General features: G+C 72.4%; 13 protein-coding genes. 6 read left to right on the forward strand and 7 right to left on the reverse strand.

The annotated features are described in order from the left end of the window. Nucleotides 1–12 precede the first annotated feature (12 nt). Nucleotides 13–1,104, forward strand: coding sequence for a methyltransferase (locus LCHO_RS06585; protein WP_012346348.1), 1,092 nt, complete (start codon nucleotides 13–15; stop codon nucleotides 1,102–1,104). Here the strand turns inward: LCHO_RS06585 and LCHO_RS06590 are convergent. The 4 genes from LCHO_RS06590 to LCHO_RS06605 all read right to left on the reverse strand — a co-directional run bounded on the left by LCHO_RS06590 (nucleotide 1,094) and on the right by LCHO_RS06605 (nucleotide 4,176). Further along, nucleotides 1,094–1,582, reverse strand: coding sequence for a hypothetical protein (locus LCHO_RS06590; protein ID WP_012346349.1), 489 nt, complete (start codon nucleotides 1,580–1,582; stop codon nucleotides 1,094–1,096). The genes LCHO_RS06585 and LCHO_RS06590 overlap by 11 nt on opposite strands. A gap of 100 nt (nucleotides 1,583–1,682) precedes the next feature. Next, nucleotides 1,683–2,066, reverse strand: coding sequence for a hypothetical protein (locus LCHO_RS06595; protein WP_043703968.1), 384 nt, complete (start codon nucleotides 2,064–2,066; stop codon nucleotides 1,683–1,685). Nucleotides 2,067–2,182: 116 nt separating this feature from the next. After that, nucleotides 2,183–3,460, reverse strand: a complete 1,278-nt coding sequence (locus LCHO_RS06600; protein WP_012346351.1) for a c-type cytochrome — start codon at nucleotides 3,458–3,460, stop codon at nucleotides 2,183–2,185. Then, entirely contained in the window at nucleotides 3,457–4,176 is a 720-nt protein-coding gene (locus LCHO_RS06605) for a c-type cytochrome (RefSeq protein WP_012346352.1), read from the reverse strand. The genes LCHO_RS06600 and LCHO_RS06605 overlap by 4 nt, the downstream gene beginning before the upstream one ends. Before the next feature lie 212 nt (nucleotides 4,177–4,388). Between LCHO_RS06605 and LCHO_RS06610 the strand changes: the two genes are divergently transcribed. From LCHO_RS06610 to LCHO_RS06630, 5 genes are all read left to right on the forward strand, one after another. After that, nucleotides 4,389–5,747, forward strand: coding sequence for a permease (locus LCHO_RS06610; RefSeq protein WP_012346353.1), 1,359 nt, complete (start codon nucleotides 4,389–4,391; stop codon nucleotides 5,745–5,747). Between the two features lie 23 nt (nucleotides 5,748–5,770). Continuing rightward, complete coding sequence (locus tag LCHO_RS06615) at nucleotides 5,771–6,007, forward strand: thioredoxin family protein (protein WP_012346354.1); 237 nt, start codon at nucleotides 5,771–5,773, stop codon at nucleotides 6,005–6,007. A gap of 66 nt (nucleotides 6,008–6,073) precedes the next feature. Then, nucleotides 6,074–6,439 (forward strand): CidA/LrgA family protein, encoded by a 366-nt coding sequence (locus LCHO_RS06620; RefSeq protein WP_012346355.1) that lies wholly within the window; start codon nucleotides 6,074–6,076, stop codon nucleotides 6,437–6,439. Beyond that, the gene (locus tag LCHO_RS06625; RefSeq protein WP_012346356.1) at nucleotides 6,432–7,148 is read left to right on the forward strand and encodes an LrgB family protein; all 717 of its coding nucleotides are present in this window, start codon (nucleotides 6,432–6,434) and stop codon (nucleotides 7,146–7,148) included. Before LCHO_RS06620 ends, LCHO_RS06625 begins: the two co-directional genes overlap by 8 nt. 22 nt (nucleotides 7,149–7,170) lie before the next feature. Beyond that, complete coding sequence (locus LCHO_RS06630) at nucleotides 7,171–8,136, forward strand: sigma-70 family RNA polymerase sigma factor (protein WP_012346357.1); 966 nt, start codon at nucleotides 7,171–7,173, stop codon at nucleotides 8,134–8,136. Nucleotides 8,137–8,164: 28 nt separating this feature from the next. On the opposite strand, the gene LCHO_RS06635 is transcribed toward LCHO_RS06630, so the two are convergent. The 3 genes from LCHO_RS06635 to LCHO_RS22000 are packed head-to-tail and all read right to left on the reverse strand — an operon-like array spanning nucleotide 8,165 to nucleotide 11,288. Further along, entirely contained in the window at nucleotides 8,165–8,869 is a 705-nt protein-coding gene (locus tag LCHO_RS06635; RefSeq protein WP_012346358.1) for a hypothetical protein, read from the reverse strand. Between the two features lie 2 nt (nucleotides 8,870–8,871). After that, nucleotides 8,872–9,402, reverse strand: a complete 531-nt coding sequence (locus LCHO_RS06640) for a hypothetical protein (protein ID WP_012346359.1) — start codon at nucleotides 9,400–9,402, stop codon at nucleotides 8,872–8,874. Beyond that, nucleotides 9,378–11,288, reverse strand: a complete 1,911-nt coding sequence (locus LCHO_RS22000) for a S8 family serine peptidase (RefSeq protein ID WP_012346360.1) — start codon at nucleotides 11,286–11,288, stop codon at nucleotides 9,378–9,380. Before LCHO_RS22000 ends, LCHO_RS06640 begins: the two co-directional genes overlap by 25 nt. Between the last annotated feature and the right edge of the window lie 20 nt (nucleotides 11,289–11,308).

An 11,308-nucleotide genomic window follows, 5' to 3' on the forward strand; every position in this document is an offset into this window, starting at 1 on the left:
AAGGAGTGTGACGTGAACACGCAGACATTGGCAACCGCGGAGCAACGCGCCGCCGCACGTCAACTGGTTGAACTGATCGGCGGCAACTGGGCCACCCAGGCCATCGGCGTGGCGGCACGGCTGGGTCTGGCCGACCACGTGGCGTCGGGCGTGACGCAGGTGGACGCGCTGGCCCGAGCCTGCGCCTGCGATGCGTCCGCCTTGCATCGACTGCTGCGCGGCCTGGCGGCGTTGGGCGTGCTGCGGCTCGACGACGACGACGACGGCGGCCGCTGCAGCCTGACCCCGACCGGCGAACTGCTGCGCCGTGATGCCGTGCTGGGCCTGAACGCGCACGCGCAGTGGTGGTCCCAGCAGGCCTGGGCGGTCTGGTCCGACCTGATGGGCAGTGTGCGCACCGGGCAGAGCACGCGCCAACGCGAGCGCGGCCAGAAGGGCTTCGATCACCTCGACGCTGATGCCGAGTCCGCACACCTGTTTCACCGCTCGATGGTGGAGTTGACGCGGCTGGTGGCGGTCGACCTGGCGCGCTCGCCGGCACTGCCGGACGCGGGTGTCGTCATCGACCTGGGGGGTGGCCACGGCGAGCTGCTGGCCGAGGTGTTGCGCGCCCGACCTGGTTTGCGCGGCGTGCTTTTCGACCTGGATCACGCGGTCGATGGCGCGCAGGCCCACCTGCGCGAAGCCGGCGTTGCCGAGCGTGTGACGGTGACATCGGGCGACTTCTTCGCGGCCTTGCCGCGGCCGGTGGACGTGGTCCTGCTCAAGAGCGTGCTGCACGACTGGAACGACGGCGATGCCGTGCGCATCCTGCAGCGCGCACGCGACGCGCTGGCTCCCGATGGCCGGGTGCTGGTGATCGAACGTCTCATGCCTGACCGGGTGGAAGACCTGCCGGCGCATCGCACGACCACGCGCAGCGACCTCAACATGCTGGTCGGCCTGGGCGGCCGCGAACGCACCGCCGAGGACTATGACGCCCTGCTGTCGTCGGCAGGGCTGTCGCGGCGGCGCACGCTGGCCGCGGCGGCGGCGTTCTCGGTGATCGAGGCGGTTGCTCAGGCCCCCGCCCGAAGGCAGGGGCCGCCTTGCATCAAGGTGTGACGGTCAGCTTGAAGGTGGCGTGACAGGTCACGCACTGCCGGGTCGTGAGGGCCAGGGGAGCCAGCACCGATTGCACGCTGGCGTCGGGCCGGGAGGCCTCGCGCGCGACGGCCATGAACTGCTGGTGGGTGGGTTTGGCCAGCGCGAACCATTCACCGGGCATCTTGTCGTGCACCGCCTTGCCCACGGCATCGTGTTTGCCGCCCTTGGGCCCCATGGTGGTGGCAATCGCGCTCACGGTGGCGAAATCCTGGGTGGACAAGGCCTCCTGGATGCCGTTGACGGCTTTCATGAAGTCGTTCATCTCGGTCATCAGGTGGGCGTGTTCCACGGCGCTGACGGAGATCGACTGGCGCTGGGTGACGCTGTAGCTCGACGCGTCGGGCAGGTTCGTCTGGGCGTTGAGCGGGGTCGCGCCCAGCAGCAGCAAGGACGTGGCAATCAGGCTGCCGGTGGCAACTCGCAGGGTTCGAATCATGGTGTTCTCGAAAAAATGGGATGCAGCGGGACGCACGGCCTGATGTCGGCCATGTGTCACTCGAATGTCGATCGGGGCCGCCGGCGCGGGGCCGGGCGGCTCAGGCGCTGCGTCGGGGGCGCGGCTCTGGCGGCGTGATGGCCAGGCTGTTCAGCCGGGGGGTGTCGGTGTCGGGGCTGGCTTGGCGCAGCGACAGCCTGATGGCCATGTGGCTGTGGCCGGGCAGCGAGGGTTGTGCGGCGGTCACGCAGTGCCCGATGCTGTCGCAGTCGACAGATGCGTGGCGTTGGTGGGCCACTCGCGATGGCCGGTCGGCTGCGTGATGCGGTGCTGTGGCGTGATGCGCGCCCGCCTCGCCATGCCGGTGCCCCTGCTGTTCGTGGTGCGCCATCTGGCTCAACAGATGCAGGGTCACGGCCGCACCCTGCAGGGTCAGCAGGGCACACAGCAACAAGCCCAGCAGTCGGGTCCAGATCAGGGTCACGGGTTTCAATGTGAAGCGCGCGGAGGGTCGCGCGGCGGGGCGACCCTGAATGTTAATGGCGCACGGCCCGGATCCTGTCTTTTCAGCGCCCGCAGCAGGCTGACGGCTCCGGACACCTACCGCTGGCGCAGCACATCCAGCTCCGTCACGGCCTCGGCCGCATGCCCCCACGATCGCCGGATGAAGGTCAGCACCGCCGCCACCTCGGCATCAGACAGCGCCTGCGGCGGCATCCCGTAAGGCTGCGGGTTGGCGGCCGTGGCCGGCGCGAAGCCGCCGTGCAGCACGCTCAGGATCAGGTTGACGGGCGTGGCCAGGTCGACCGCGGGATTGCCGGCCAGCGGCGGGTAGGCGCCCGGCGCGCCTTCGCCGCGGCTGCCGTGGCATTGCGCGCAGTGCTCGATGTAGAGCTTTTCGCCGCGCGCCATCTGGCCGGCCGGCGCGGGCTCGGCGTGCACCGGTGGCAGCGGTTGGCGCGGCAGGCTGCGCAGATAGACGGCCGTCGCCTGCAGGTCGGGCAGGGTCCAGTGCTGGGTGCTGTTGAACACCACCTCGGCCATCGGGCCGCTGGCCGTGCCCTGGGCGGACCGGCCGGTCTTGAGCAGGTCGATCACCTGCTGCGGGCCCGACTCGCCTTGTGCGGCCGGCCCGAGTGCGGGGGCGTACCAGGACTGCATCGGCATCGCGCCGCCGGCCAGGTCGAGGGCGTCCCGGCTGGCGCCCAGGCGGTTGCGCGGCGCGTGGCACGCGGCGCAGTGGCCGAGGCCGCGCACCAGGTAGGCGCCGCGGTTCCATTCGTCCGAACGGGTGGTGTCGGGGCTGAAGCGGGCGGGCTTGAAATAGAGCGCCCGCCACACCGCCAGCGCGGCCTGGGTGTCGAACGGGAAACGCAGCGTGTGCGCCCGGTTGGGCTGCACCACGGGCGGCAGGCTGCGCAGGAAGGCGAACAGCGCGTCGGCGTCGTCGCGGCGCACGAGGGTGAACTCGGTGTACGGAAAGGCCGGATTCAACCGCCGGCCGTCGCGCGATCGGCCGTTGTGCAGGGCGCGCCAGAAATCGTCGGCGCTCCAGCGGCCCAGGCCGGTGTCGGCATCGGGCGTCAGGTTGCCGGCGTAGACGGTGCCGAACGGCGTGGCGATGCCGTGCCCGCCCGCGTAGGGCGCGCTGCCGCGCGCGGTGTGGCAGCCGGCGCAGTTGCCCACGCGGGCCAGGTAGGCGCCGCGCGCGAGCTGGCCAGCGGGATCTTCGGTCGACGCGGGTGGCGCGCCGATCGCCTCGCCGTCGTCGTTCAGGTGACGCACGGCGGCCACCGTGAGGGCCGCGGCGATCAGCAGGATCGACGCCAGAAGGGTGCGCCAGCGCCGGCGCGGGTTGGAGCGGTCGGCCGCGCTCATGGCGACACGCTGCCGCAGCGCATCGGCAGCGCCTGCGGCAAGGCTTGCGCGGGGCGCGTGTCGGCCGGCAGCGGCTGGGCCGCCAGCCAGTCGGCCACGGCGACGATGTCCTGCTGCGGCAGACGCTGGGCCAGCGTCGCCATGCAGTCGGGTGAGCGGGCCTGGCGCGTGCCGTTGCGCCAGGCGCCGAACTGCGCGATCACGTAGTCGCGCGGCAGGCCGAGCAGCCCGGGAATGGCCGGTGCGACGCCCGTCAATTCGCGGCCGTGACAGCGCGTGCAGGCGGGCAGATCGCGTGTGGCGTCGCCCTGATCCATCAACTGGCGGCCCCGTGCCATCGACGCCGCGCTGCCCCGCGGTGCGGGCGGGGTGGCGACATGCGGCAGGTCCAGCGACGCGAAGTGCCCCGCCAGCGCCCCCAGGTAGTCGTCGCTCAGCGGCGCCAGCAGCCGGGCCATGCCCTCGTGCCGGCGCCGGCCGTCGCGGAAGTTCAGCAGCTGCTGGTGCAGATAGCCGGCCGGCTTGCCGGCGATGCGCGGCACATAGCCGTCCGGTGTGGCGCGGCCTTGCGGGCCGTGGCAGCCGGTGCAGGCCAGCGCACGCTGGGCCAGCGTGTCGGGCACGGTCAACGGATAGGCGGGCGGTTCGGCGGCCTGTGCAACGCTGGACGCGGCCAGCGCGGTCAGCCAGCGCAGGGCCGTTGGCAGTCGGATCATGGAATGAGAAGGCAGAGAACAGGAGAGGGTGGTGAAACCGGCCGCCGATGATGACGCAAGCCGATCGGATCGGTCAGGTGCAGATCGATGCAACTTCGATCGGATCAGCGGGGGCGCACAGCTGCGGGGATGCGCAAGGTCAAGGCGTGAACGGGCGGTCGCGCCCAGACTGGGCATCGACACCTTGATGGAAAGCGTATCGCTTCGATCGCATGTCCTACGCCCTGCAACTCGTCAACGGCGGCCTCGGCAACCTGGCGGCCTACTTGGCGGCGCACGTGCTGCTGTGTCTGCTGCCGGCGTTTTTCATCGCCGGGGCGATGGCGGCGCTGATCCCCAAGGCCAGCATCACGCGCTGGCTCGGCCGCAACACGCGCCGCCACGTGTCGTACCCGGCCGCGGCTGCGGCGGGCTCGCTGCTGGCGGTGTGCTCGTGCACGATCGTGCCGCTGTTCGCGGGCATCCACAAGAAGGGCGCCGGGCTGGGGCCGGCGATCACCTTCCTGTTCTTCGCGCCGGCCGGCAACATCCTGGCGCTGGCCTACACCGGCAGCATCCTGGGGGCCGAGTTCGCGTTCGCCCGCTTCCTGCTGTGCCTGCTCTTCGGCATCGGCATCGGCCTGCTGATGGCGCTGCTGTTCCGGCGCGACGATGCCAGCCACGACGCCCGGACCGACGCGCTGTTCGCCGACCAGGCCCGCATCGGCCCGGCCGCGGGCGGCGTGCTGCTGGCGCTGGTGGCGGTGCTGATCGCCGGCACCTTGAAGGTGGCGCCGCTCAACGCCACGCTCGCCACCTTGCACCTGCCGCTGTCGTGGGCCGAGCCCTGGCAGGCCACGCTGATGCGCTGGGTGCCGTTCGACGCCGCCCGCGGCGAGGAGGGCGTGAGCGTGCAGGGCTCGCTGCTGATCGTGCTGCTGGTGGGCATCGGCATCACGGCCTGGAAGGGACTGGAGAACATCGTCGAAGGGCCCAACCGCTGGACCTGGCTGGCGCTGGCGCTGGCCGGCACCACGCTGCTGGCGGCCGCGCTGCGGCTGGTGCCGGGCGCCGGCGGGCTGGCTGTCGTGCTGACCGGGCGCGTGTTCGCGGTCGCGCTGGCGCTGGCGGCGGTGCTGTACTTCGCCCGCCAGCTCGATGCCGACAACCGGCAGGCCTGGCTGTGGGAGTCGTGGCGCTTCGTCAAGCAGATCTTCCTGCTGCTGGTGATCGGCGTGTTCCTGGTCGGCGTGATCCGCCAGCTGATCGAGCCCGCGTGGATCCGCACGCTGGCCGGCCGCAACGACCTGCTGGCCAATGCGGTGGCGGTGGGGTTCGGCGTGTTCATGTACTTCCCGACCCTGGTCGAGGTGCCGGTGGCGCGCATGTTCCTGGACCTGGGCATGCACCGCGGCCCGCTGCTCGCCTACCTGATGGCCGACCCCGAACTGAGCCTGCAGAGCATGCTGATGGTCGCCGCCGTGATCGGCCGGCGCCAGACCGTCGCCTACGTCGGCCTGGTGGCGGTCTTCAGCATCTGCGCCGGGCTGCTCTACGGCGCCTGGGTCGACGGCCTGATTCCCCACCTGTGACTCCTCGAGATCGGAGAACCCTCATGCTGACAGTGAAGATCCTCGGTTCCGGCTGTGCCAACTGCCGCAAGCTCGAAGCCGTGGCGCGCGAGGCGGCCAGCGCGGCCGGCGTCGCCGCCGAGTTCGTCAAGGTGACGGACATGAAGGCCATCATGGCCTACGACCTGCTGTCCACGCCGGGCCTGGTCATCGACGACAAGCTGGTCAGCAGCGGCCGCATCCCGACCCAGGCCGAAGTGCGGCAGTGGCTGACGGCCTGATGCGGGTCGATGCGCCAGAATCCGCGGCCAGCCCGCGGTGCGGGCCATCGACACAAAGGACACGCCGTGATCGTGCTTCGCGGGCTCGCCCTGCTGCTGTTGTTCCAGGCCGCCGGCGAGGGGCTGACGCATGTCTTTTCTCTGCCGTTCCCGGGCCCGGTGGTCGGGCTGGTGCTGCTGCTGCCGGCACTGAACTGGGCGCCGGTGCGCGAGCCGGTGTCGGCCGCGGCCAACCTGCTGCTGGCCAACCTGTCGCTGCTGTTCATCCCGGTGGGCGTGGGTGTCATCACGCACCTGCAGCTGGTGTCGCAGTACGGCCTGCAGCTGGTCGCGGCGATCGTGGGCTCGACGGTCATCGGCCTGGCGGTGACGGCGCTGGTGCTCGACCGCCTGCTGCGTGGCGATGCGCAGCCGGGAGCGGGCGATGACTGATTTCGTGCAGCTGTGGGTCTACCTGTCGTCGACGCCGCTGTTCGGCCTGACCGCCACGCTGGTCGCCTACGTCGTGGCCAGCGCGCTGCACGAGCGCCTGGGCCGCCCGCCCTGGGCCAACCCGGTGCTGTGGTCGGTGATCTGCATCGGCGGCGTGCTGCTGGCCACCGGCACGCCGTACCCGACCTACTTTGCCGGCGCGCAGTTCGTGCACGTGCTGCTCGGCCCGGCGGTGGTGGCGCTGGCCTGGCCGCTGTGGCAGCGCCGCGTCGAGGTGCGCCGGCGCGGTGTCGCGCTGACGATGGCCGCGCTGGTCGGCGGTGTGGCCGCGGGTGGCAGCGCGGTGGCGCTGGCCTGGGCCTTCGACCTGCCGGTCGAGGTGCTGCGCTCGCTGTCCGCCAAATCGGTCACCGCGCCGGTGGCGATGGGCATCGCCGAGCGGGTCGGCGGCGTGCCGGCGCTGGCGGCGGTGTTCGCGGTGATCACCGGGCTGGTGGGCGCGCTGCTGGGTCGCACGGTGTTCGGGCTGCTGCGCGTCGACGCGTGGGCGGTGCGCGGTTTTGCGCTCGGCACCACCTCGCACGGCATCGGCGCGGCGCGGGCGCTGCAGGTGCATGCCGACGCCGGTGCCTATGCCGGCATCGCGCTGGGCCTGCAGGTGCTGCTGGCGGCGCTGCTGATCCCGCTGCTGTTTCGCTGGTTCGGCTGACGCTTCTCCGTATGATGGCCGCATGCTCTCGATGCACGGCGCCACCTCGGCCCTGATCGCCCGAAACGAATCCTGGGTCAGAAAGCAGGCCAGCGCCCTGGTGCGACGGCTGCCGTCCAACGTCGAGAAGGCCGATCTGATCCAGGTCGGGCTGATCGCGGTGGCGCAGTCCGCGCTGGGCTTCAAGTGGGAAGGCGACCCCGACAGCGAGGAGGCCAAGGAGGCCTTCGTGCGCTACGCCCGCATGCGCGTCAAGGGCGCCATGCTCGACGAGCTGCGCCAGATGGATCACCTCGGGCGGGCCCAGCGGCGCAAGTTCAAGGTGATCCAGATCGCCCGCGAACGCTGGCGCGCCCGCCACGGCAGCGACCCCGGCCTGGCCGAGCTCGCCGGCGTGTGCGGCATCGCCGTCGACGAGATCTCGATGCTCGACCAGGCCGCGCTGATGGCGCAGGCGCAGAGCCTGGACGACGACCCGGACCACGAGAACCGCGAACCGGCCCATGCGGCCACGCCGCGCGACGAGGTCGAGGCGCGGGTCGACACCGCCATCGTGATGCGCCGGCTCGAGAAGTTCTTCGCCACCTTGCCCGATCGCGAGCGCCAGGTCATCGACGCCTACCTCGGCATCGGCATGTCGCCGGTCGAGCTGGCCGGCGCGCTGCGGGTGTCGCCGTCGCGGGTGTCGCAGATCTTCAAGGCCGTGTGCCACCGCATCGCCCATCATTTCGGCCATGCCGACCAGCGTGCGCCGGGCCGCGTGGCCGCTGAGGTGGCCACGCCGTTCGACGAGCTGGTGGCCCTGCGCGAGGCCGAACTGGCGCGCGCGGCCGACGCTGCCGGCCCGTGGGGCTCGTTGATGGAGGATGCGCTGACGATGCCCGAGGAGCGCTTCGGCAACGGCAAGGCGGCCGGCGGCGACACCGGCAGCCATCCCGGCGGCCCTGAACCGCGGCTGGTGGTTCGCGGCAACACGCGCTGGGGCTGATCGGCGGCGTGCCCGCCCGCCCGGCCGTTCAGCGCAGGCCGCCGGGGCCGGCCGGGCGCAGCAGCCGGTTCGGCTGCACGTAGTCGACGTCGGCGCGCTGGCCGATGCGATCGCGCAGCGCTTGCGTCAGGCCGGCCATGTCGTAGCTCAACAGCGTGGCGCCGCCGGCATCGGCGTGCAGGCGCGGCCGCAGCAGCTCGCCCGTGGCCATGCGGGCGGCGATGGCCCGGGGCGAGGCTTGTGCGGCCAGCTCGATGCGCACCGAGGCCTGCTCGGGCGGCAGGCCCGGTGGCGGCGGCACCGGTGTCGCGCGGGTCACGCCGGGCTCACGCGCCGCACGTTGCGCCAGCGATCGCTGCAGCGCCTCGCGATCGATCGCCAGCAGCGCCTCGCGGCCGGACGTCACCTGCACCAGCGTCAGCGGCACGCCCAGTTCGCGCGACAGGCGCGTGGCCAGCGGCGCCGCCGATGCCAGCGGGCGCTGGCCGTTCAGCACGGCGGCCAGTGCGGCGCCGGGGTCGCTGCCGTCGCGGAACTTGACGATCAGGTCACCCGCCACGGTGGCTGCGGCCGTCTGCGCGGCCGCGGGTGAGGCGGGCAGCAGGGCCGACGGCAGTGCCAGGGCCGCCGGCAGCCACAGCGCCTGCGCCGTGGCCAGCGCCCGCACGAACGATCGTGATCCGTCTGCCAGCCGGTGGCGGGCCCGGCCGGGCCGATGGGTGGGGGTGTTCATGGTCAGCCTTCAACGCTGCAGCCGCCCGGCAGGTTGTCGGTGCGACGCGCCCAGCGCGCCCAGGCCAGGCCGTAGCCCAGCGTCAGCGCGACCAGCGCCGCCGGCGCGAGGCCGTCATGCACCAGCGGGAACAGCGCCGGCGCCTGCACGCCGACCCAGATCACGCCGACCAGCCGGCACTGGTTGAGCAGTGTCACCAGCACCAGCCCGAGCAGCATGCCGGCCAGCCTGGGCGCGGATCGGGCCGGGTGCAGGGCGATCGCCGCCAGCAGCAGCGCCGCGGGCAGCAGTGCGGTGCAGCTCTGGTGCACCTCGGTGACGAAACCCCCGGCGTGCATCACCAGCGAGCCTTCGCGCACCAGATGCACGCCGATGCCGTCGAGCCAGGCCAGCGCGACGTCGGCGGTGGCGGCATTGAGCGCGACGAGGTGCAGCGCCTCGGCCGGCTGTTCGAGCAGCAGGTGTAGCAGCAGATACAGCCCCAGCAGGGCGGCGGCGTGCCGGCCGCTCAGCCAGCGGTTCGGCGTCGCCATGCCAGCACGGCCCCGGCCAGCAGGCCAAGCGCCAGCACCAGGGGCTGCGGCAAGGCCGCGCTGCGCGCCGGCACGGTGATGGCCGTGCTGGCCTGGTTGCCATCGGTGCTGGCGGTGATGGTGGCGTTGCCCTGTGCCAGCGCGCTGACGGTGGCGGTCAGGCGGCCGTTGGCATCGGTCGTGCCTTCGGCCGGCATCACGCTGACCACGGCGGGGTTGTTCGAGCTCAAGGTCACGTTCTTGCCCGCCAGCGGCGCGCTGCCGGCCGTGACCGTGACCAGCAGCGCCGCGTTCTGGCCGATGGCGACGTTCATGGCGAGGGGCGCCAGCACCACCTCCGTCGGTGGGGGCGGCGGGGGCGGCGCGCCCGGTCCGAGGGCCGCGCGGGCGTTGAGCAGGCCGGCACCGCAGGGTTGCGGGCAGTCGGTGGCGCTGCGCGGCAGGGCCGAGGCTTTCAGCGCGTCACGCACCTGCACCGGGGTCAGTGCGGGCTGGTTGGCCAGCATCAGCGCGGCCACGCCGGCCACGTGCGGGCTGGCCATCGAGGTGCCGTTGTAGCGCGCGTAGCCGCCTTGCACCATCGACAGCACGCCGTCGTTCTGGCCGTCGCCGTTGTCGTCGCGGGCGGTGTCGCCGCCGGGCGCCAGGATGTCGATGCGCGCACCGTAGTTCGAATAACGCGTCACCAGCCGGCCGCGGAAATCGCTCGCCGCCACCGTGATCACGCCGTTGCAGCTGGCGGGCACGAAGCCGGCCGCGTCCGAGGCCTCGTTGCCCGCGGCCACCACCACCGTCACGCCGCGTGCCAGCGCGTCGTTGATGGCCGACTGCGTGGCCGGCGAGGCCGAACACGGCGTGCCGCCGCCCAGGCTCAGGTTGATCACCCGCGCCGGCGTCGGGTTGAGCGGCACGCCCGGCACCGGCAGGCCGGCGGCCCAGCGGATGCCGTCGTTGATGTCGACCATCGTGCCGCCGCACTTGCCGAGCACGCGCACCGCCTGCAGCTTGACGTTCCAGTTGACGCCGGCCAGGCCGACGCCGTTGTCGGTGTGGCCCACGCCGACCGTGCCGGCCACGTGGGTGCCGTGCCAGCTGTCGGGTTGCGCGGTGCTGCCGGCACCGCATTCGCCGGCGGCGCTGGCGTCACCGGGGTCGGTCGGGTCGCTGTCGCGCCCGTCGCCGTCGTTGGCGATGAAGGGATCGCCGATCATGTCGAAACCGGCCACCCGATTGGGCGAGCCGGTGATGTCGGGGTGCGCGCTCAGGATGCCGGTGTCGATCACCGCCACCACCACCGCGGCCGAGCCCTTGTTGCTGTCCCAGACCTGCGGCAGGTTGATGCCGCCGGGCGAGCGGCCGGCGCCGCTGCCGTTGTCGAAGTAGTGCCACTGCTGGGCGTAGCCCGGGTCGTTGGGCACCGCGCTGATCTGGAACAGGTAGTTGGGCTGCGCGTAGGCGACCTCGGGCCGCGCCGCCATCTGCTGCACCAGTTCGAGCGTGCGGTCGGTGACGGCGCCTGCGCCCATCGAGCGCGCTGCGGTGGGCGTGACGCGGTAGATGCGCTCGCCGCCCGAGGTCAGCGCCTGGGCCGGCTCGATCTGCAGCCGTGCCATCTCGCGCGCGGCCATCGGCGCGGCGCGCACGCCGGCTTTCAGCTTGACCACCACCTGGCCGGGCACGAAGGCCGGCGTGATGCGTTTCTCCAGCAGGCGCTGCACGTCCACGGGTGCCATCGCCACCACCGGCACGCCGGCGGGCTGCGGCGCACGCGCTGCCGTCGGGGCCGAAGCCGCCGGCGGCGTCACGGTGGGCTGGGGCTGGCAGCCCGGCAGCAGTGCCGCCGTGGCGGCGACGGCCGCCACGAGGGCAAGGGGACGGTTGATCATGCGGGGCTCCCTGTGGTCTG

This window comes from Leptothrix cholodnii SP-6 (genome assembly GCF_000019785.1).
Lineage (GTDB): Bacteria > Pseudomonadota > Gammaproteobacteria > Burkholderiales > Burkholderiaceae_C > Sphaerotilus > Sphaerotilus cholodnii.

What these genes read in the sequence shown, in the direction of transcription:
- LCHO_RS22000 (WP_012346360.1), bottom strand. Translation starts at nt 11,288, where the DNA reads ATGATCAACCGTCCCCTTGCCCTCGTGGCGGCCGTCGCCGCCACGGCG.
- LCHO_RS06610 (WP_012346353.1), top strand. Translation starts at nt 4,389, where the DNA reads ATGTCCTACGCCCTGCAACTCGTCAACGGCGGCCTCGGCAACCTGGCG.
- LCHO_RS06630 (WP_012346357.1), top strand. Translation starts at nt 7,171, where the DNA reads ATGCTCTCGATGCACGGCGCCACCTCGGCCCTGATCGCCCGAAACGAA.
- LCHO_RS06635 (WP_012346358.1), bottom strand. Translation starts at nt 8,869, where the DNA reads ATGAACACCCCCACCCATCGGCCCGGCCGGGCCCGCCACCGGCTGGCA.
- LCHO_RS06615 (WP_012346354.1), top strand. Translation starts at nt 5,771, where the DNA reads ATGCTGACAGTGAAGATCCTCGGTTCCGGCTGTGCCAACTGCCGCAAG.
- LCHO_RS06600 (WP_012346351.1), bottom strand. Translation starts at nt 3,460, where the DNA reads ATGAGCGCGGCCGACCGCTCCAACCCGCGCCGGCGCTGGCGCACCCTT.
- LCHO_RS06640 (WP_012346359.1), bottom strand. Translation starts at nt 9,402, where the DNA reads ATGGCGACGCCGAACCGCTGGCTGAGCGGCCGGCACGCCGCCGCCCTG.
- LCHO_RS06625 (WP_012346356.1), top strand. Translation starts at nt 6,432, where the DNA reads ATGACTGATTTCGTGCAGCTGTGGGTCTACCTGTCGTCGACGCCGCTG.
- LCHO_RS06605 (WP_012346352.1), bottom strand. Translation starts at nt 4,176, where the DNA reads ATGATCCGACTGCCAACGGCCCTGCGCTGGCTGACCGCGCTGGCCGCG.
- LCHO_RS06590 (WP_012346349.1), bottom strand. Translation starts at nt 1,582, where the DNA reads ATGATTCGAACCCTGCGAGTTGCCACCGGCAGCCTGATTGCCACGTCC.